This is a genomic window from Blautia sp. AF34-10 (genome assembly GCF_003477865.1).
Taxonomy (GTDB): Bacteria; Bacillota; Clostridia; order Lachnospirales; family Lachnospiraceae; genus Fusicatenibacter; species Fusicatenibacter saccharivorans.
This window is the reverse complement of sequence record NZ_QUED01000015.1, coordinates 37403-57498: the sequence shown is the minus strand read 5'-3', so window position 1 is coordinate 57498 and position 20096 is coordinate 37403. Positions and strand designations below refer to the sequence as shown.

Annotated in this window: 17 protein-coding genes and 2 pseudogenes; 18 read left to right on the top strand and 1 reads right to left on the bottom strand. The window is 48.0% G+C overall.

Features of this window, described 5'->3' with window-relative positions; all coding sequences use genetic code 11:
- Position 1 precedes the first annotated feature (1 nt).
- The 3 genes and pseudogenes from glgD to DWZ60_RS10600 all read left to right on the top strand — a co-directional run bounded on the left by glgD (position 2) and on the right by DWZ60_RS10600 (position 2881).
- Entirely contained in the window at positions 2-1117 is a 1116-nt protein-coding gene (gene glgD / locus DWZ60_RS10615; RefSeq protein ID WP_022463228.1) for a glucose-1-phosphate adenylyltransferase subunit GlgD, read from the top strand.
- 28 nt (positions 1118-1145) lie between these two features.
- A complete protein-coding gene (gene spoVG / locus DWZ60_RS10610; RefSeq protein WP_022463229.1) occupies positions 1146-1436 on the top strand; it encodes a septation regulator SpoVG in 291 nt (96 codons plus the stop codon).
- 457 nt (positions 1437-1893) lie between these two features.
- Positions 1894-2881 (top strand): annotated as a pseudogene (locus tag DWZ60_RS10600) (P1 family peptidase).
- Between the two features lies 1 nt (position 2882).
- On the opposite strand, the gene DWZ60_RS10595 reads toward DWZ60_RS10600, so the two are convergent.
- Entirely contained in the window at positions 2883-4853 is a 1971-nt protein-coding gene (locus DWZ60_RS10595; protein WP_158576387.1) for a sigma 54-interacting transcriptional regulator, read from the bottom strand.
- Positions 4854-5142: 289 nt separating this feature from the next.
- On the opposite strand from DWZ60_RS10595, the gene DWZ60_RS10590 reads away from it, so the two are divergent.
- The 15 genes and pseudogenes from DWZ60_RS10590 to rplK all read left to right on the top strand — a co-directional run bounded on the left by DWZ60_RS10590 (position 5143) and on the right by rplK (position 20028).
- Positions 5143-6843, top strand: a complete 1701-nt coding sequence (locus tag DWZ60_RS10590; protein WP_118720374.1) for a glutathione ABC transporter substrate-binding protein — start codon at positions 5143-5145, stop codon at positions 6841-6843.
- A gap of 140 nt (positions 6844-6983) precedes the next feature.
- Positions 6984-7904 (top strand): ABC transporter permease, encoded by a 921-nt coding sequence (locus DWZ60_RS10585; protein WP_022463233.1) that lies wholly within the window; start codon positions 6984-6986, stop codon positions 7902-7904.
- Positions 7905-7916: 12 nt separating this feature from the next.
- Positions 7917-8801, top strand: a complete 885-nt coding sequence (locus tag DWZ60_RS10580) for an ABC transporter permease subunit (RefSeq protein ID WP_055219238.1) — start codon at positions 7917-7919, stop codon at positions 8799-8801.
- 15 nt (positions 8802-8816) lie between these two features.
- Entirely contained in the window at positions 8817-9830 is a 1014-nt protein-coding gene (locus DWZ60_RS10575; RefSeq protein WP_117761727.1) for an ABC transporter ATP-binding protein, read from the top strand.
- A gap of 1 nt (position 9831) precedes the next feature.
- Positions 9832-10824, top strand: coding sequence for an ABC transporter ATP-binding protein (locus tag DWZ60_RS10570; RefSeq protein ID WP_055219243.1), 993 nt, complete (start codon positions 9832-9834; stop codon positions 10822-10824).
- Positions 10821-11621, top strand: coding sequence for a M55 family metallopeptidase (locus tag DWZ60_RS10565; RefSeq protein WP_055219245.1), 801 nt, complete (start codon positions 10821-10823; stop codon positions 11619-11621). The genes DWZ60_RS10570 and DWZ60_RS10565 overlap by 4 nt, the downstream gene beginning before the upstream one ends.
- 43 nt (positions 11622-11664) lie before the next feature.
- Positions 11665-12755: pseudogene (locus DWZ60_RS10560) on the top strand (M42 family metallopeptidase).
- Positions 12756-12850: 95 nt separating this feature from the next.
- Positions 12851-13591, top strand: a complete 741-nt coding sequence (locus tag DWZ60_RS10555; protein ID WP_055226730.1) for a gamma-glutamyl-gamma-aminobutyrate hydrolase family protein — start codon at positions 12851-12853, stop codon at positions 13589-13591.
- A 128-nt stretch (positions 13592-13719) separates the two neighbouring features.
- A complete protein-coding gene (locus DWZ60_RS10550) occupies positions 13720-15030 on the top strand; it encodes a CapA family protein (protein WP_158576385.1) in 1311 nt (436 codons plus the stop codon).
- On the top strand, positions 15023-16720 hold the full coding sequence (locus DWZ60_RS10545; protein ID WP_158554999.1) for a M20/M25/M40 family metallo-hydrolase: 1698 nt from the start codon (positions 15023-15025) through the stop codon (positions 16718-16720). Before DWZ60_RS10550 ends, DWZ60_RS10545 begins: the two co-directional genes overlap by 8 nt.
- Positions 16721-16792: 72 nt before the next feature.
- Positions 16793-18277, top strand: a complete 1485-nt coding sequence (locus tag DWZ60_RS10540) for a C69 family dipeptidase (protein WP_119221623.1) — start codon at positions 16793-16795, stop codon at positions 18275-18277.
- Between the two features lie 343 nt (positions 18278-18620).
- The gene (rpmG, locus tag DWZ60_RS10535; protein WP_055219257.1) at positions 18621-18770 is read left to right on the top strand and encodes a 50S ribosomal protein L33; all 150 of its coding nucleotides are present in this window, start codon (positions 18621-18623) and stop codon (positions 18768-18770) included.
- 21 nt (positions 18771-18791) lie between these two features.
- Positions 18792-18992, top strand: a complete 201-nt coding sequence (gene secE, locus DWZ60_RS10530; protein ID WP_022463243.1) for a preprotein translocase subunit SecE — start codon at positions 18792-18794, stop codon at positions 18990-18992.
- Positions 18993-19008: 16 nt separating this feature from the next.
- Entirely contained in the window at positions 19009-19530 is a 522-nt protein-coding gene (gene nusG / locus DWZ60_RS10525; protein ID WP_022463244.1) for a transcription termination/antitermination protein NusG, read from the top strand.
- Between the two features lie 72 nt (positions 19531-19602).
- Positions 19603-20028 carry a 50S ribosomal protein L11 gene (gene rplK, locus DWZ60_RS10520; protein WP_022463245.1) on the top strand — a complete coding sequence of 142 codons (426 nt, stop codon included), beginning with the start codon at positions 19603-19605 and terminating at the stop codon, positions 20026-20028.
- The last annotated feature ends 68 nt before the right edge of the window (positions 20029-20096 follow it).

The following is a 20096-nucleotide window of genomic DNA, read 5'->3' as shown; positions in this document are numbered from 1 at the left end:
TATGAGAGCATTGGGAATTATTCTTGCAGGCGGTAACAACAACAAAATGAGAGAGCTGTCCAATAAAAGAGCCGTTGCAGCTATGCCGGTCGCAGGCAGCTTCCGCAGCATCGATTTTGCGCTGTCAAGCATGGCAAACTCTCATATTCAGAAGGTGGCTGTCCTGACACAGTACAACGCCAGATCTTTAAATGAACATTTAAGCTCTTCCAAATGGTGGGATTTCGGAAGAAAACATGGCGGTCTGTTTGTATTTTCTCCAACCGTTACATCAGATAACAGCTGGTGGTATCGTGGAACGGCAGACGCGATCAGTCAGAACCTGACATGGCTGAAAAACAGCCATGAACCGTACGTAGTCATCGCATCGGGAGATGGCGTATACAAACTGGATTTCAATAAGGTATTGGAATACCATATTGCAAAACGTGCGGATGTTACCGTGGTATGCACGGATTCAAAGGAAGCAGATACCAGCCGCTTCGGCGTCCTGAAGATGAATGAGGACTGCCGCATCGAGGAGTTCGAGGAAAAACCGATGGTTTCGAGCTCCAACGTGATCTCTACCGGTATCTATGTCATCCGCCGTCGCCAGCTGATCGAAATGATTGAGCGCAGCGCACAGGAAGACCGCTACGACTTTGTAAAGGATATTTTAATCCGTTACAAAAACCTGAAACGGATTTACGGATACAAGATCAATACCTACTGGAGCAACATTGCTACCGTAGATTCCTATTACAGAACCAACATGGATTTCCTGAAACCGGAGGTAAGAGATTACTTCTTCGGACAGTATCCGGGCATCTACTCCAAGATCGACGATCTTCCGCCGGCAAAATACAATCCTGGCTGCACAGTGAAAAATTCTCTTGTATCCAGCGGCTGTATCATCAACGGACAGGTTGAGAACTCTGTTTTGTTCAAGAAGGTATATGTTGGAAACAACTGTGTGATTAAAAATTCTATCATCTTAAATGATGTATATCTCGGAGACAACACTCACATTGAAAACTGTATTGTGGAGAGCAGGGACACCATCCGTGCAAACTCCTATCACTGTGGGGAGGACGGCATCAAAATTGTTGTCGAAAAAAACGAAAGATACGCCATCTGATTATGGGGTGAAAGGGGCATAAAAGTTTATGAACATTACAGACGTGAGAGTACGCAAGGTAACAAAAGAAGGAAAAATGAAGGCGGTTGTGTCTATCACAATCGATGACGAATTTGTTGTACATGATATCAAGGTGATTGAAGGAGAAAAAGGACTGTTTATCGCAATGCCGAGCCGTAAGGCTACGGACGGGGAGTACCGCGATATCGCACATCCGATCAACTCCGGAACCAGAGAAAAAATTCAGACCATTATCCTGAAACAGTACGAACAGGCGATGGCAGAAGCGGAAGCAGAGGAAGCTGCTGCAGAGGCCTGAGCAAAAAGGAAGAAAGAATGCCCCCGGCGGAAAACGGAAGTGGTTACGTTTTCTGCCCGGGGGCGTTTTTGTCAGTAAAAATAAAGATGACGATATACAAAAGTATATCGCCATCTTTTTATGAGGGGGGAGATAGTGAGTGGTTTATCAACTATCCGAGATTTATTATAAAAGGAATATGTGAGCAAAGTGTGTCCAAATTCTAAAAGAAATGGAAAAAATATAAAGAAAAGAGGAAAAATTGTGGGAAGAGGTATGGACAGAAAAGAGAAGAGAGCGTAAAGTGAGAGAAAAATGTATCTGCGGAGTCTTTTTTGTGCCCGTATTTGCGTGAGCTGAAAAATTCCGGGAGCACATCAGAAAAAGAGGAGGAAACAGGATGAGACAGAAGAGAATCAGCGATTATGGATATCGGGTAGGACATCATGAAAGCGGACCGCGAAACAAAATTACGGATGTGCCCGGTGTGCGGGTAGGCCATGCGACGGTGGAAAGTGGAAATCAGCATACCGGAGTGACGGTGATTGTGCCGGGAGAAGGCAATCCGTTTCTGAAAAAGTACCTGGCGTCTGCTACGTGCATAACGGTTTCGGGAAAACGTGCGGTCTTGTGCAGGTACAGGAGCTCGGAACTCTTGAAACGCCCATTGCCCTGACCAATACACTGAATGTCGGAAAAGTGGCGGATGCATGATTTCATGGATGATACAGCAGACCCGAAAAGAAGGGGAAGATGTTTTTTCCATCAATCCGGTTGTCGGAGAATGTAATGATTCGAGAATCAATGAGATTTGTAACCGGGTAGTGGGGGAAAAAGAGCTGTATCATGCACTGGAGCAGGCGGATACAGACTTTGCGGAAGGTGATATCGGTGCCGGAACAGGAACTATCTGCTATGGGCTGAAAGGGGGAATCGGATCAGCATCCCGCACGCTGGTGCTTGACGGAAAAACATATACCATTGGTGTTCTGGTACAGTCAAATTTCGGGGCAACCAGAGATTTGAAAATCAGTGGAAAACCGGCAGGAGAGAAGATTCTGGAGCGGATCCGGAAGGAAGAATGCGGAAGCAGCGCCGAAGACCGGGGATCAATTATGACGGTTCTGGCAACAGACCTTCCGGTATCGGAGCGGCAGCTGTACCGGATTATCCGCCGCTGTGGAGTTGGAATCGCCAGAACAGGAGCCTACACCGGCCACGGAAGCGGTGAAATCATGATCGGATTTACAACAGCAAACCGCGTAGACACAAAGAGTACATGTGAGGTGGAAGTGTGTGCCCGGATAAAAGAAGAAAAAATCAACGAGGCATTTGAAGCAGCGGCAGAGGCTGTGGAGGAAGCGATCCTGAACTCTATGGTAACCGCAAAGGAAAAAAGAGGCCTGGACGGAGCCAGATACCGCAGCCTTGCCGAGTTTCTGGAAATACCGGGATTCCCGGAATAAATTATTTTTCCAGAACCATACGCCCCAGCTCGGAAATTTCACATCCGCCTTTTGTCCGGTGCACGATGAGATAACCGGCGGAAGAAAGCTCTCCGAGTACGGTGCGCAGAGCCGCTTCGGATACAAAGGTTTCTCCGTCGGCCAGTCCGTTTTTGATTGCCAGGCGGCCTGCTTTTGGATGTGTCGATACGAAAGAAAGAACCTGATATTGAAGGTTGGTGAGGGAAACGTCAGCCATCTGGCGGGAACGGAGGTATGTCGGCAGATCGGAAAGCTGCAGCTTATGGCTGCTGTACCGGGTAAACAGGCTGCAGGACAGATTGTACAGCTCATGAATATTTCCGGGGTACGCATATTCCTTCAGAAAGCGCAGAAGCCCTTCCGAAAAGATCCGGTCGCAGGTCATATCGGTGTTGTGGAAAAACTGAAGCAGAAAGTAATTGAGAAGATCGGGAATATCCTCCCTGCGTCTGCGGATCGGGACTGTCTGAAGCTCTGAAGCGCTTAAAAGGTGAAAAAGCTCCCGCAGGAAGGTTCCTTTTTCTACTTTTTTGTAAAGGTTATCATCCGCAATAGCAATGATACGCACATCGAAACGGCGGGTTTCCGGTGCGGAAAAGAAGTTACCATGAACATTGGTAAGAATATTGACCAGCAGATCCTGAATGGAAAGCGGAAAACGGTCCACCTGGGAAAGGACGAGTGTGCCATGGTTGGTTTCGGCAAGAAGCCGGAGCAGGGAGGCTTCGGTCAGATCATTTCCGGGAGAATGAAGAACGGAAAACGGATAATGGTGGCGGCGCGAAAAATTGTGGATCGCACGTGCGAGTGTCCGGCGCTGTGTACCGCTTTCTCCCTGGATCAGAATCGGAAAATCAAAAAGTGCAAGATGTCTGGCCTGCGCCATCAGATTCTGGACGGAATCTGCGTGGGACAGGGAAAGGGAAAAGGTACGGGAGGAAGCAAAAAAAGTGCTTTCTTCCGTTTTTTCGTCTTTCGATACCGACATTTCCGTGGATCTGCCATCGGGAAGAAACGCAAGAAAAACAGGTTCTGTATCCGGAAAAACCATAGAGAGAACGCTTAACGTGATCTGTGTTTTCTGATCCGAAAGGAGAAGGGTCCAGTCACCGTTGCGGTCGAAAGCAGTGTCCGCGTAGGCAGACGGAAGACATTCCGAAAAAGGCTGTCCTTCAAAGTTGGAGGAGGGAAGCGAGAAGGCATGTGCAAATTTAGCGTTCATGAACTGAATGAGGCCATCCGCACCAAACAGACAGATGCCAATGGGAAGAGAGAACAGGATAACCTGCATGAGCTGTTCGGTCTGTACATAATTTGTATAGTAAGTTTCTGAGGTCTTGACGGTGTGAAGAATCTGATTGACATAATTGCGCGATACACGGTTTACGGTCTGCAGAGGAATGTTGAAATATTCGCAGAGCTGTAAAATAGTGGAAATATCGATGATGCGGTTGCCGATATCCAGCACATTGGGAATGCGGGAAGGAACGAGCTGCGGCTCGCCGGCGGTGATGGCAAACTGAATGTCAGACTCGGTATCCTTGCATCCGGGATAAAACGGAACAAAGTCATATTGTGTGATGCCGCATTCCTCAAACTGGGAAATGATAGCGAGCGTGGAATATTTATCATCGTTTACCAGATAGACACGTTCGTGCGGCGGAATCTGAATGATTTTATCCAGGAACATATGGTTGAAAACGCGGTCGCAGGGGAGCTGCAAAATGGAGGAGTCAAGGGTAAGCGGAAAGGTTTCCATGGCGCGGGCGGTTGGAAAAAGGACGCACTGGTATCCCCGGAAGAGAGAGGGGTCTGTGGCCTGCTCTCTCAAAAGGGTATTGAAGGTGAGATATTCACCGAGCACGGAGTGAAGATAAGACTGAAATTCGGAAAGCATTCGTTTCCGGGAAGAAATGATCAATACGTTGCCAAGCTTTTGTTTTCTGTTCATAAAGGGACCTCTTTTCCTGCTAAAAAGTGGTAATGGGTTAAAAATTAGGATAATTATATCATTTTTGACGAAAATAAACAACCTAAATGCAAAAAGACAAAAAAGAAAAGAAAAAATCAAGAAGAATGCTTTGACATAGTGACGCATTACATCTATAATACCGATTAAGCAAAGGGGCTGTAAAAAAAAAGGTAAGGCATCTTTGCTCTTTTTTATATCATGGTTCTGTTATCTGTGAAAAGAAAGAACAAAGAAAACAGCAACACTTGCAGAAAAGGAGGAGACAACAATGAAAAAAAGACATGTAATGCGTGCTCTGGTTGCAGCAGCAACGGCACTGGCACTGACAGCATGTGGATCGACAGGTTCTTCTGACACAAGTAAGAGCACATCAACAGCATCCGCTGCATCGACCTCATCCGGTTCAGAAGCAGGTACGGAGAATACCATCACGATTCCGGCAGGCGAGTCGGTATCCCAGGATTCTGATGTTACGGCAATGGTAGCTGTAGACTTTACCACCATGGATCCGATGGATACTTCCGATACACTTTCCGGTGGTGTACAGCGAATGATGATGGACGGTTTGTTTGGATTTGATGAGAATATGCAGATCATTCCGATGCTGGCAACCAGCTACGAAGCAAATGACGAAGCAACCGAGTATACGATTCATCTTCGTGAGGGCGTAAGCTTTACCGATGGAACTCCGTGGAATGCAGATGCCCTGATTGCAAACGTAAACAAATGGGCAGATAAGAGCCTTGGACTGAAACGTACTACATTCCTCTGCAATGTTCTGGATCATGCAGAGAAGGTAGATGATTATACCGTTAAAATTTATTTATCACAGTCATTCGGTGCTTTCATCAGCAACCTGGCACATCCGGCTACGCTGATCATGAGCCCGAAACAGATTGAAGCAGGAGAAGATGCCTGTGCACAGGCACCGGTAGGAACCGGACAGTACAAATTTGTTGAGTGGGTTGCCGGTGACCATATGAAAGTAGAACTGAACAAAGACTGGTGGGGATATGACGCAGACGTCTGCGGCGGAACTGCTCTGGCAGATGCAGATGCAGGATTTAAGAGCATCACATTCAAACCGGTTGCAGAAAGTGCTACCCGTGTATCTGCAATTCAGGCAGGTGACGCACAGATTATGTGGTCTGTACCGACAGAAAGTGTTGACACCTTAAAAGGTGACAGCAACGTATCCGTTGGAATGGGCGACAGCATCGCCGTATGGTACTTCTTCATGAATACACAGAAAGCACCGTTCAACGATGTGAAGGTTCGTGAGGCAATGGCTTATGCAATCAACAAAGAGGCATATATCCAGGTCGTTATGAACGGTTACGGTTCTGTGGCAACTTCTATGGTAGGAGAAGAAGTACAGCACTACAAAGGAAATGATCCGTATTCCTACGATCCGGAAAAAGCAAAAGAGCTGTTAAAGGAAGCAGGATATCCGGATGGATTTACCACAACACTGATGTACAGCAACACGACAGCAAATCAGAAAAAAGCAGAGTTCTACAAACAGCAGCTTTCTGAGGTTGGTATTGATCTGGAATTGAACGGAATGGAAAATGCCGTTCTGAATGAAAAGGTTCAGGGAGCTGACTGCGCAGGAGCAGATGCCGAGGTTGACTGCTACTTAAGCGGATGGTCTACTTCCACCGGTGATGCTGACTGGGGACTTCGCCCGATGCTGGCAACCGAATCTGAACCGCCGATGAGCTACAACATCAGCTACTATGAGAATGAAAAAGTAGATCAGCTTCTCAAAGATGGTCTTGCAACAGCAGATGAAGACAGACGTGGTGAGATCTATGCAGAAGTACAGGATACTGTATGGAAGGATCTTCCGCTGCTCTGCATCGCAAGCGATAAAAACATCTGGGCAACCAGCAACAACATTACCGGAGTATATCTGTTAGGCGATGGAAGCATCGGCATGAGAAATGCCAGAATGGCAGCCGAATAACGGCAGACTGAAATAAGGATATGAAAAAGACCCCGGCGTCCTTCCATCAAAAGAGGGCGCCGGTTTCTTACAAACAGGAAAGCAGGCAGTGATCCGTGGGATTGTACCTGTAGGATAAGCATGAAAGTAGGAGATACAATATGCCAAAATATATACTGAAGCGTATTGTGGGTACGATCCCCACACTGATTATTGTTGTTACATTTGTATTTTTCTTTGTCCGCCTGATTCCGGGAGATCCGGCGAGACTCGTTGCAGGAGAGCAGGCAACACAGGATGACGTAGAGGCAGTAAGAGAAGAGCTTGGCCTCAATAAATCCATTCCGACACAGTATGTTACCTACGTGACAGGACTTTTAAAAGGAAATCTCGGAACCTCCCTTCGAACAAAGCAGCCGGTTACAAAGGAAATTGCGGGAAGATTCGGAAATACCGTCCGTCTGGCATTTGTCACATTGCTGTGGAGCTCGGTTGTTGGTGTGCTCTTTGGTGTGTGGTCCGGAACACACCGGGGAAAATGGCAGGATTATACCGGAATGACGATTGCGGTCTCGGGTATTTCACTCCCCTCGTTCTGGATCGGCTTTCTGCTGATTATGCTGTTTGCGGTAAAACTGCGAATTCTGCCGACAACAAGCGGAACAAGCCTGAAAAGTCTGATTATGCCGTCGATCACGCTCGGCGTCGGAATTGCAGCCGTGATCGCACGATTTACAAGATCCTCCATTATTGAGGTTTTAAAAGAAGATTACGTCAGAACAGCAAGAGCAAAAGGAATCAAAGAAAAGGTTGTGATCTGGAAGCATGTTTTCCGCAACTCCATGATCTCCGTCGTGACGGTTGTGGGTCTGCAGTTCGGCTTTCTGCTGGGAGGTTCTGTTGTCACAGAAACGGTATTTGCCTATCCTGGCCTTGGCTCCCTTCTGATTGAATCGGTCAATTACAGAGATTATCCGGCAATCCAGTCCCTGATTCTGATCTTTTCGCTGCAGTTTATCGTCATCAACCTGATTGTCGATATCCTCTATGCGGTTCTGAATCCGGAAATTAAACTTCAGTAGGAGATGAGTGGAATGAAAGAAAAGAAAAAAGTACAGACCGAGAACCAGGAGAGAATTAAAACTCCGTTTTCTGAGATGGTTCGAAAATTTAAAAAACAGAAAAATGCAGTAGTTGCGCTTTGTTTTATCATTTTTCTCATTTTCCTTGCGTTTTTCGGAAGCAAAATTGTGCCGTACGGAATCAATGAGTATGATTACAATGCGATTCTGCAGGGACCAAGTATGAAGCACCTGTTTGGAACGGATGAGTTTGGACGGGATCTGTTTTCCCGTATCGTCTGTGGAACCCGGATTTCACTTGCAGTCGGATTCGGCGCTGTTACGGTCGGTGCAGTCTGTGGTACCATTCTCGGACTTCTGGCCGGATATTACGGCGGATGGATTGATTCTATTATTATGAGAATCTGCGATGTCCTGTTTGCTTTTCCGGGACTGATTCTTGCAATCGCCATCGTGGCAATCCTCGGAAGCGGCATGACAAACGTTGTGATTGCGGTCGCTGTCTTTTCTACACCGACCTTCGCACGGCTTGTCCGAAGCAAAACGCTGACCCTGAAAAATTCCGTCTTTGTCCTGGCGGCACGGAACATCGGTGTTTCCGATGCAAGAATTCTGTTTCACCATATTCTGCCGGGAGCCATTCCGGACATCATTGTACAGTATTCCATGTCGTTTGGATCTTCCATTCTGACGGCATCGAGCCTTTCCTTCCTGGGAATGGGAGCACAGCCGCCGACACCGGAATGGGGACTGCTTCTTTCCAACGGAAGAAACTATATGGCAAGTGCAATGTATGTGACGATTTTTCCGGGTCTTGCGATTTTCCTTACCGTACTGAGCTTTAACCTGTTAGGCGACGGACTTCGCGATGCACTCGATCCGAAACTTTCCGATTGATAAGGAGGAGCAGAAGTGGCTACTGATAACGTACTTGAGATAAAAAATTTACATACGTATTTCTATACCGATGGCGGTGTGATCAAAGCAGTAGACGGTGTCGATGTTGAGCTTCGACGCGGCGCAACGCTTGGCATCGTAGGCGAGTCGGGAAGTGGAAAGAGCGTGACATCCCTCTCTGTGATGGGATTACTGGCCGGAACGAAAGGAAAAATTGCTGACGGCGAAATCCTGCTGGATGGCGATGACATTGTAAAGCTGACGAAGGAACAGCAGAGAAAGCTGCGCGGAAGCAAGATTTCCATGATTTTCCAGGAACCGATGACCAGTCTGAACCCGGTCATGAAGATTGGAGACCAGGTGGCAGAATGCGTTCTGCAGCACGAAAAAATATCAAAAAAAGAGGCACTGAAAAAGGCAGAGGACATGCTCCGGAAAACGGGTGTTCCGCGTGTGGAGCATATGATGAAGGAGTATCCGTTCCAGCTTTCCGGCGGACAGAGACAGAGGGTCATGATTGCCATGGCGCTTGTATGCAAGCCGGAAATCCTGATTGCGGATGAGCCGACGACCGCACTGGATGTAACGATTCAGGCACAGATACTGGATCTGATGAATCAGCTGAAAAAAGAGACGGGTACATCCATCCTGTTTATTACACATGATCTTGGCGTTGTTGCAGAGGTCTGCGATGATGTTGCCGTTATGTACTGCGGCCGCGTGGTAGAGCGCGGAGATGTAAAAACAATTTTTGCCAATCCGTCCCACCCGTATACGAAGGGACTGCTGGGATCGATTCCGAGACTGGGAGACGCCGGAAAAGAACTGAAGTCGATTCCGGGTAACGTTCCAAACCCGAAATATATGCCGAAAGGCTGCAAATTTGAGCCGCGATGTCCATACGCTTCGGAAAAATGCCGCGAGGAAGAACCGGGATTTTTCCAGATCGAGGAAGGCCATATCAGCAGATGCTGGCTCTGCGAAAGCGGACAGCTCAAAACAGATCACGTAGAGAAGGCAGGTGACTAGGATGTCGGATACATTACTTAGAGTAGAGGATTTGAAAATTTATTATCCGGTTGCCGGAAGCGGATTTGGGAAAAAGGAATTCGTCAAAGCGGTAGACGGAGTTACCTTTGAGGTGAAAAAAGGCGAGGTATTCGGAATTGTAGGCGAGTCCGGCTGCGGAAAATCCACACTGGGAAGAGGGGTCTGCAAACTGGAAAATCTGACATCGGGCCATGTGTATCTGGATGGAGAAGATATTACAGAGTACAATGACCGGAGAATGCGTTCCATCCGGAAAAAGGTACAGATGGTTTTTCAGGATCCGTATGCGTCCCTGAATCCACGGATGTCCGTTTTTGACATCATTGCAGAGCCGCTGCTGGTGCATCATCTGTATCAGGATAAAGCGGATCTGGAAAAGAAAGTGCTGGATCTTTTGCACCGGGTAGGACTGGATGACTACCATGCAAACCGTTATCCACATGAATTTTCCGGCGGTCAGCGTCAGAGAATCGGAATTGCCCGTGCACTTGCGGTAGAACCGTCTCTGATCATCGCAGACGAACCGGTTTCGGCACTGGATGTGTCTATTCAGGCGCAGGTTCTGAATCTTTTAAATGAACTGAAACATGACCTGGATCTGACCTATATTTTTGTTGCACATGACCTGAGCGTTGTGGAATACATCAGTGACCGTGTCGGCGTTATGTATCTCGGCAATTTCGTGGAGGTCGGAGAAAAAGAGAAAATTTACAGCAATCCGATGCATCCGTATACGCAGGCACTGCTTTCCGCAGTTCCGGTTCCGGATCCGACGGCAAAAAGAGAAAGAATTCTGCTTGAGGGAAGCATCCCATCCGCCCACAAGCCGCCGACAGGCTGCAAATTCCATACCAGATGTCCAAAATGCATGGAATGCTGCAAAACACAGGCACCGGAGCGGTATGAAGTGGATGACGGACATTACGTATATTGTCATCTTTATGATAAAGAAAGAAGGGAACAGCAGAAATGAAGCTTTTTATCAGTGCAGATATCGAGGGCTGTGCCGGAGTGGCACTGACCGATGAAACACATAAGAAGGAAAGCGTATACCAGAGATTTGCAGAGGAGATGACCGAAGAGGTCGTTGCGGCATGCGAAGCAGCACATGAAGCGGGCGCGGATGAGATTGTCGTAAAGGACGGTCACGGAGATGCATCCAACATTGACCCGCTGAAAATGCCGGAGTATGTCACCCTGATCCGGGGAAAGAGTGGTCATCCGTATAATATGATGTATGGTATCGACGACAGCTATGACGGCGTGTTGTATCTTGGATATCATGCACCGGCAGGAGATCCCAATTTTTCGATCAGCCACACATCGACAGGAAACAGCCTGTATATTCATCTGAATGGAAAAGTGATGAGTGAGTGCATGCTGAACAGCTATACAGCAGCATCACATCACGTACCGGTGCTGTTCCTTTCCGGAGATGAAGAGATCTGCCGTCAGGCCAAAGAACTGATTCCGGGCATTACGACAGTGGAAACGAAGCATGGTGTCGGTGCGGCAACGTGGTGCAAAGCGAAAGGAAAAGTGATATCCGAAATCCGGGAAGGGGTAAAAAAGGCAGTTGCCGGACAGAAAAAAGAGTGTCAGGTGGCTCTTCCGGAGCACTTTACATATGAGGTAACCTATAAAGACTGGAAAAAAGCGTACACGATGTCGTTTTATCCGGGAATGCAGAAGGTAGATACCTTCACAAATAAGCTGGAGACAGATCGCTGGATGGATATTGTCACAGCACACTGCTTTGTTGTATATTAAGAATATAAATCTGATAGAAACCCAAAGAAAAGAGGATAAAACAATGGATATAGAAATGTTTGGTAAGCTTTCCGATGCATTTGGACCAAGTGGATTTGAGGAGGATGTCATCCGTACCATAGCAGATTACTGCAAAGAATTTGATGTAGAAAATGACGCAATGAATAACCTGTATGTGCGGATGCCGGGAACAAAGCAGGATTCCCGTCCGGTCATCCAGCTGGATGCCCATCTGGACGCATGCGGTTTCATGGTACAGAATATCCAGGACAACGGATGCCTTGGCATTATCATGCTTGGCGGCTTTCATCTGACCAGCCTTCCGGCACATGCGGTATGGATCCGCACCAGATCTGGAAAGATGGTACATGGTATTATCTGTGCGAAACCGGTTCATTTCATGACAACAGCAGAACGCAACAGCCAGACTCTGGAAATTGAAAAAATGTATGTGGATGTCGGAGCAACCAGCCGCGAGGAGGTTGAAAACGTTTTCGGAATCCATATCGGTGATCCGATGATGCCGGATGTAACCTTTGAATACGATGCAGAGCATGAAATCTGCTTCGGAAAAGCATTTGACAACCGGGCCGGCTGCGCATGCATCGTAGATACGATGAAACAGCTGGAAAAGGAGCAGGCTTCTCTTGCGGTTAATGTTGTCGGCGCCTTTGCAGCACAGGAGGAGGTCGGAACCCGCGGTGCTGTGGTAACAAGTCAGATTGTAAAACCGGACCTTGCCATTGTATTTGAGGGATCTCCTTCCGATGACTTTTTCATCAGCGCAGGACAGGCACAGGGCTGCATGAAGAAGGGTGTTCAGATTCGTATCCTGGACAACAGCTATATTTCCAATACGCAGTTATTTCACTGGCCGAGGAAGTAGCAGAAAAATGCGGAATTAAATACCAGGAGAGCGTAAGAAGAGGCGGAAGCACAAACGCAGCAAAAATCAGTGTGACAGGAAAAGCAGTTCCGTGTCTGGTGCTTGGTGTTCCATCCCGCTATGCGCACAGCCATTACAATTTCTGCGCAAAAGAAGACCTGGAGGCAGCAAGCGCAATGGCAGCCAATGTCATTCGTGCTTTAGATGAGGAAAAGATCCGTCATATCTGCCATCAGGATGTACTGTAAAATATTCGATAACGAAAGAAAAAGCATGCCGGAAGCGGGTTCACAGGAAAGGTGAAGCCGTTTTCGCATATCTGGTAAAAAAGGAGAGTTTACAAGTGAGAAAACCGATCATTGGAATCTTGGGAAATACGTATAAAACACAGCCGGGACTTTTTTCAAGTGCGGAGAGAATGTATGTCAACAGCGATTATATCGAATCAGTTCTGAACAACGGCGGAATTCCGATGGCAATTCCGGCAGTTGCCATGAAAGCGGATCCGGAAGGCATACTTGCTGTGTGCGACGGAATTCTGGTTCCCGGCGGAGAGGACTTAAATCCGTGGTATTATGGAGAAGAGCCAAAACCGCAGATCCAGACGATCCGTCCGGAGATCGACGAGGCCTGGTTTGCACTTGGACGGGCAGCAAAAGAGATGGGAATGCCTATGCTTGGCATCTGCAAAGGAATTCAGTTTTTAAATGTCCTGTGCGGCGGTGATCTGTACCAGGATATCTATACACAGAAGGAAACCACAATTCTGCATCTGCAGTCCCTGGAGCGGTCTTATCTGCATCACCATGTGGAAATTAAAGAGGGAACCCATCTGGCAGAAATCCTGGGGGCAGGCACCCATGCGGTAAACTCCATGCATCATCAGGCAGTGCGTACGCCGGGAGAGGACATCGTGGTTTCAGCAACGGCGCCGGATGGAACCATCGAGGCGATAGAAAGCCGCAACGGACAGATTGTGGCCGTACAGTGGCATCCGGAAGGGCTGATTCACTCAGCGCCGGAGATGAACCGCCTTTTTGCGGATCTGGTAGAAAGAAGCAGCAGATACAGAGAAAAAAGGTAACGATTTGGAAGCATGTAAAAGGAAAGAAAAACCGGGATGGGGCTCTGAACCGTTACGAAAAAATAAGAATGGATAAGGATGCGATTCCAAAAGCAGAGAGAGGGAATCGTTCGGGAGGCAAAAAAAGAATGAACAGAACAATAAGAGTATCGGCGGCGGGTGATATTCTGATTATGAAACGGCTTCTGCCGGGGTATCAGGATGTTTTGCCGATTCGCGAATTTTTGATGCGGGGAGAAGTCCGGATGGCAAATCTGGAAACAACGATATCGGACGGCAGCTGTTACGCATCGGCGTATTCCGGCGGAACATGGCTGACGGCAGATGCGAAGTGTCTGGAAGACACCCTGCGTTACGGTTTTAATTTTCTTGGGATTTCGAATAATCATACGATGGATTATTCCTATGAAGGACTTGCATCTACGATCAGCGAACTGAAAAAAAAGGATGTGGCATATGCCGGAGCAGGCAAAAATCTTTACGAAGCATCGCGTCCTGCCATTCTGGACACAACAGCGGGACAGATTGCGGTGATTGATATCTGTTCTACCTTTGAAAATGCAGCCAGGGCGGGAAGCCAGACGGAACGGCAGCCTGGCAGGCCGGGCTTAAATCCGTTGCGCTTTTCGGAAAAATATACCATTACGGAGAAACATGCGCAGGATCTTGCAAAGATTGCAGAGGTGACCGGAATCAACGGACTGCGGGATCTGCACCGGCAGGAGGGATTTATAGCTCCGCTTTCCGAGGGTGTCATGGAATTTGGCGGGAAAATGTTTGAAATCAGCAAGGACGGAACAGAGGGAAGAAGCTCCAGCCCGAATCCGATCGATGTGAAACGCACCGTCGATGCAATCCGGGAAGCGAAGATGACATGTGAGGCAGTCCTGGTTATGGTACATTCCCATGAAATCCGTAAGGACAATGACGAGGAAGCGGATTATTTTCTGGAGGAATTTGCACACGCCTGTATCGATGCGGGCGCCAGCGCGGTGATCGGGGGCGGAACGCATCAGCTGAAGGGAATCGAACTGTATCATGACTGTCCGATTTTCTACTGCCTCGGAAATTTTATTTTTGAAAATCAGTATGTACGCCTTCTGCCTGCGGACTACATGGAAAAATATGGTCTGAATATTCACACGGCAGCATCCATCGGAATCGCCAGGCGGCAGGAGCAGTCCTCACATTCCCTCTACGAAATTCCGGAGGTCTATCGGAGTGTGCTGCCGTACTTCGAGATCTGTCAGGGGAAATGCACACATCTGGAGCTTCTGCCGGTCGAGCTTGGTATGGACAGGGAAAAGGCAGAAAAAAATATTCCGTACGTGGCAGACGAAAAAACAGCAGAAAAAATTGCAGAATATCTCACCCGCGTGAGCAAGAGATATGGAACAGAATGGGAATACAAAGAAGGAAGGATTGTACTTCATGCGTAAAAAATGGGAAATAGAAGAAGAATACCGAAACTTTTGCCGGAACAACAAAGAACTTGCGCTGCAGACGCTGCGGGAGCTGACACTGACCCCGACGGAAACGGGAAAAGAAGATCAGAGAATCGCATATTGCATGGAATGGATGAAACAGCAGGGCATGGAGTCGGTTCATACGGATGAGCTTGGAAATGTAATCTGGGAGTATCGGCCGGAACAGGAAAAGAAGGTTCTGTATACGGCGCATCTGGACACCGTGTTTTCGCTGGAGGAGCCGCTGGAGATCAAAGAAGACGGAATGATCTGGCGTTGTCCCGGCATCACAGACGATACCGTGAATGTTGTGATGCTTCTGATGGCGGCAAAATACGTTCATGAGACAGAGCCGGAGCTTCCATGCGGTCTGATTTTTGCAGCGGATCTTGGAGAAGAAGGGCTTGGCAATCTGTGCGGAGTTCGCGCGCTTGTCGACCATTATGAAAAAAATCTGTGCGGAATGGCAGCCTTTGATCTGTATCGGGATAAAATGTATCCCATCTGCATCGGGTCTGTCCGGTATCGGATTTCGGCAAAAACAAAGGGCGGTCATTCCTTCCTGAATTTCGGAAGAAAAAATGCTATTGCAGAGCTTGCGGGCCTGATCGGAGAGCTTTACCGTTTTCAGACGGATGCAGCATCTCATACAACATACAATGTGGGAAAAATAGAGGGAGGAACCTCTGTTAATACGATTGCGCAGGATGCCTCCATGCTGTTTGAATTCCGTTCGGAGGATTACAGGAGCCTGGAAGCCTGCGAAACATATCTGGAGGAGACCATAGCAGCACGCCAGAGTGAGGAGGTACAGTATTCCTGCAAGCTCGTCGGAAAGCGGCCGTGCGCAAGAGAAACGGATCCTGTCCAGATGGCACGTATGACGCGGTGCGCACAGAAAACGCTGAAGGCAGCCGATGGGGAAGAGGCGGTATGCTCTGAAGCATCCACAGACTGTAATATCCCATTGTCGCGGCATATTCCTGCTATCTGCGTCGGTTTCTGCCGGGGCGGGGGAGCGCATACCAGAGAAGAATGGCTCGATGCCGCCAGCGTAGAAGATGGCATGTGTGCAGCCGTAGCACTCGTATGCCGGCTTCCGTGGATGTGCTGCGAGAGCAGAGTCGTTGTAAGGGACGGGATAGAGGATCGAAAAGAGAAAGAGGAAATCCGGCAGCTGCTGGAGCTGTGCGATCAGGATTTCGTTCCGCCGCTTTCCCACCGCAACAGTACATCCCAGACGAACTGGGCCGAGACAGAAGAAAAGACGGATGGAATTGCAGAATATCTGGAGAATATCTGCAGTCAGCATGTGGTGCTGTGGAAGGAAGAGGGAGTCGTGCGGGCCTTTATGACCTGGAAGGATCACTTTAACTGTGAGAATCTGGAAGCATATCCGGATTCCTGCTATCTGACCACCCTCTGCGTCTGGCCGGATTACCGCGGACAGGGAATTTCGGAGGTAATGTATGCAGAAGCAGAAAAGGATATCGCAGCAAAATTTCCGGGAAGCCGGATTACTCTCCGTACCTGGTCCACGAACGGGGCCCAGGAGCATATCCTGGACAAGCTGGGATATAGTCTTGTCCGGCGGCTGAAGGATGACAGGGGAGAAGGAATTGATACGGTTTATTTTGTGAAAAAGGAAGAAAACGACAGATAACATGGTGCTTGCAAATCGCAGCTGAAGATGTCATAATCGGAAGCATAAGACAGCAAAAGGAGGGCTATAGCTATGCCTTGTACAACCATTTTAGTTGGAAAGAAAGCATCGTATGACGGTTCCACCATGATCGCGCGAAACGACGATTCTGGTGCAGGCCATTATACATCGAAAAAATTTGTAGTGATTCACCCGGAGGAGCAGCCGAGAACCTATAAAACCGAGATTTCTCATCTGACCATTGAGCTTCCGGACAATCCGATGCGGTACACTGCAGTGCCAAACGCAGAAAAAGGCGAGGGTGTCTGGTCGGCAAGCGGCGTGAATGCAGCGCAGGTCGGCATGACTGCGACCGAGACAATCACATCGAATCCGCGTGTGCTGGGTGCTGATCCGCTTGTCGTTTATCAGCCGGCGGAAGACGGAAAAGAAGAGGTTCCGGGCGGAATCGGCGAGGAGGACCTCGTTTATATTGTTCTTCCTTATATTAAAAGCGCCAGAGAAGGTGTCAAAAGACTTGGCAGCCTGCTGGAGCAGTACGGTACATACGAGATGAACGGCATTGCATTTCAGGACCACGATGAGATCTGGTGGCTGGAGACGATCGGCGGCCATCACTGGATGGCAGTGAAAGTGCCGGATGACCATTATGTGGCCATGCCGAACCAGCTTGGCATCGACCATTTTGATCTGGAGGATGCACTCGGCGAACAGAAGGAATATATGTGCTCAGCAGACTTGAAAGAATTTATTGAAACATATCATCTGGATCTTTCTATGGATGGAAATTTTAATCCGCGCGATGCCTTCGGAAGCCACGATGATTCCGATCACGTTTACAATACACCGCGTGCCTGGTTCATGGAGCGCTGTCTGAACCCGCACACGAAAAAATGGGACGGACCGGATGCCGATTACACACCGGTATCCGACGATATTCCGTGGATGATGGTTCCGGAGAAGAAGATCACCGTAGAGGATGTGAAATACGTACTGTCCTCCCACTATCAGGGAACACCGTACGACCCGTATGCCGCATACGGCGATAAATCGTGGAAGGGAGCATATCGCTCCATCGGTGTCAACCGGACCGATTTCCTTTCTGTCATCCAGATGCGCCCGGATCACAAAGGAGACAACGGCATTTTGCAGTGGATTGCATTTGCGTCAAATACATTCAATGTGCTGGTTCCGTTCTACACCGATGTGACGACAACACCGGAGTATCTTTCCAACACAACGGGAGAGGTTTCCACAGATAACTTCTACTGGGCAAGCCGCATGGTGGCAGCAATGGCAGATGCATCCTATAAGTCTTCTATCTTTCACATTGAGCGGTATCAGGAAAAGGTGATGGCAAAAGGCCATGCACTGATCCACCAATACGATGCGCTACTTGCAGGGGAGACAGACGAAACAAAACAGACACAATTGAGAGAAGAAGCAAACAACAAAATCGCTGAAATGCTGAAAAAAGAGACGGGTGCAACACTGCACAAGGTACTCTTTGAACTCAGCAACCAGATGAAAAACGCGTATTCCAGATCGGATGCGTAAGGCTTTTTCAGGGAAAGAATAAGAGAATGGTTCTGCGCGCAGGAAAAATTGCGCGCAGAATCATTTCCTGTCCGGAATCGTCTCGAACAAACAGGGTGTTACAGTTCGCCGGACACCGGTGAACGATACGATCCTGATAAAAAATCTCAGCGTACTTTGGTGAATTTTGTTGACAACAGGCAGTTCCTGTGCTACAATAAACCAGCGACATGGAAGAAGGTCTTTTTTTTATGCCTGAAATTGCTGAAGTACGAGCAGCAAAAACAGGGCAGAAATGAAGAGACCGCCGCTGATCCGCAAGGATCACAAGCGATAACGCAAATACACAGTGGAGGTGGAAGTCGTGCGCGTAAAAATCACATTGGCATGTACTGAATGCAAACAGCGTAATTACAACATGACAAAAGAGAAAAAGAACCATCCTGAGAGAATGGAGACAAAGAAGTACTGCAGATTCTGCAAAAAGCACACAATGCACAAAGAAACCAAATAATCTTTGGTAAGAGGTGATCCAATGGCAGAAACTGAAAAAAAAGCATCCAAAAAGAGCTGGTTCAAGGGCTTGAAAGCAGAGTTCAGAAAAATCATCTGGGTTGACAACAAAACGCTGGGCAAGCAGACCGTTGCAGTCGTAGCGATCTCTGCAGTAACCTGCGGGTTAATCACCCTGGTTGACAGCGCTGTAATCGAGTTCGTCAATTTATTGATCAAATAAGGATAAAGGTGTCAGAATGTCAGAAGTAAACTGGTATGTAGTCCACACCTATTCGGGCTATGAAAACAAAGTAAAAGCCAATATTGAGAAAACAATTGAGAACCGTCATCTTGAGGATCAGATTTTGGAAGTACGTGTTCCTATGGAAGAAGTTGTTGAAGTCAAGAACGGAACCAAGAAACAGGTACTCCGGAAATTGTTTCCGGGCTACGTTCTGATCAACATGATCATGAACGACGATACCTGGTATGTTGTCCGCAATACCAGAGGTGTTACGGGCTTCGTCGGACCGGGATCCAAGCCGGTACCGCTTACGGATGAGGAAATGGTGAACCTTGGAATCACCGGTGGTGAGGAAAAGGTTGAGCTTGACCTTGAAGTTGGCGATGCAGTCGTTGTAACAGGCGGCGCATGGAAGGATACAACCGGACTGATTCAGAGTATCAACGATACAAAACAGATGGTTACCATCAATGTTGAGCTGTTCGGCCGCGAAACGCCGGTAGAAATAAGTTTCGCAGAAGTCAAGAAGATGTAAGAAATGCCCCAGGGGCGTTTCGTGGGAGGGAAATTCCCGCAATTACCACATTTATTTAGGAGGTGCCGTAAAATGGCAAAGAAAGTTACAGGATATATCAAATTACAGATTCCTGCTGGTAAAGCAACACCAGCACCACCGGTTGGACCTGCACTTGGACAGCACGGAGTAAACATCGTACAGTTTACCAAAGAGTTCAACGCAAGAACAGCAGATAAGGGAGACCTGATCATCCCTGTAGTTATCACTGTATATGCAGACAGAAGTTTCAGCTTCATAACCAAAACTCCTCCGGCAGCAGTTCTGCTTAAGAAAGCCTGCAACCTGAAATCTGGTTCCGGCGTTCCGAACAAAACGAAAGTTGCTACTATCTCTAAGGACAAAGTTCGTGAGATCGCAGAGATGAAGATGCCAGACCTGAATGCAGCAACTGTTGAGGCAGCTATGAGCATGATCGCAGGTACCGCAAGAAGTATGGGTATCGTTGTAGAGGACTAATTTAGAAGAAGAGTTTACATCTTCTCGTATTGACGTGGGAGGGAGATTCCCGCAACTACCACCAGGAG

Coding starts and splice junctions, on each gene's coding strand:
- DWZ60_RS10570 (WP_055219243.1), top strand. CDS start 9,832: ATGTCGGATACATTACTTAGAGTAGAGGATTTGAAAATTTATTATCCG.
- DWZ60_RS10580 (WP_055219238.1), top strand. CDS start 7,917: ATGAAAGAAAAGAAAAAAGTACAGACCGAGAACCAGGAGAGAATTAAA.
- DWZ60_RS10595 (WP_158576387.1), bottom strand. CDS start 4,853: ATGAACAGAAAACAAAAGCTTGGCAACGTATTGATCATTTCTTCCCGG.
- DWZ60_RS10565 (WP_055219245.1), top strand. CDS start 10,821: ATGAAGCTTTTTATCAGTGCAGATATCGAGGGCTGTGCCGGAGTGGCA.
- DWZ60_RS10550 (WP_158576385.1), top strand. CDS start 13,720: ATGAACAGAACAATAAGAGTATCGGCGGCGGGTGATATTCTGATTATG.
- rplK (WP_022463245.1), top strand. CDS start 19,603: ATGGCAAAGAAAGTTACAGGATATATCAAATTACAGATTCCTGCTGGT.
- nusG (WP_022463244.1), top strand. CDS start 19,009: ATGTCAGAAGTAAACTGGTATGTAGTCCACACCTATTCGGGCTATGAA.
- DWZ60_RS10585 (WP_022463233.1), top strand. CDS start 6,984: ATGCCAAAATATATACTGAAGCGTATTGTGGGTACGATCCCCACACTG.
- glgD (WP_022463228.1), top strand. CDS start 2: ATGAGAGCATTGGGAATTATTCTTGCAGGCGGTAACAACAACAAAATG.
- spoVG (WP_022463229.1), top strand. CDS start 1,146: ATGAACATTACAGACGTGAGAGTACGCAAGGTAACAAAAGAAGGAAAA.
- DWZ60_RS10540 (WP_119221623.1), top strand. CDS start 16,793: ATGCCTTGTACAACCATTTTAGTTGGAAAGAAAGCATCGTATGACGGT.
- DWZ60_RS10590 (WP_118720374.1), top strand. CDS start 5,143: ATGAAAAAAAGACATGTAATGCGTGCTCTGGTTGCAGCAGCAACGGCA.
- DWZ60_RS10545 (WP_158554999.1), top strand. CDS start 15,023: ATGCGTAAAAAATGGGAAATAGAAGAAGAATACCGAAACTTTTGCCGG.
- secE (WP_022463243.1), top strand. CDS start 18,792: ATGGCAGAAACTGAAAAAAAAGCATCCAAAAAGAGCTGGTTCAAGGGC.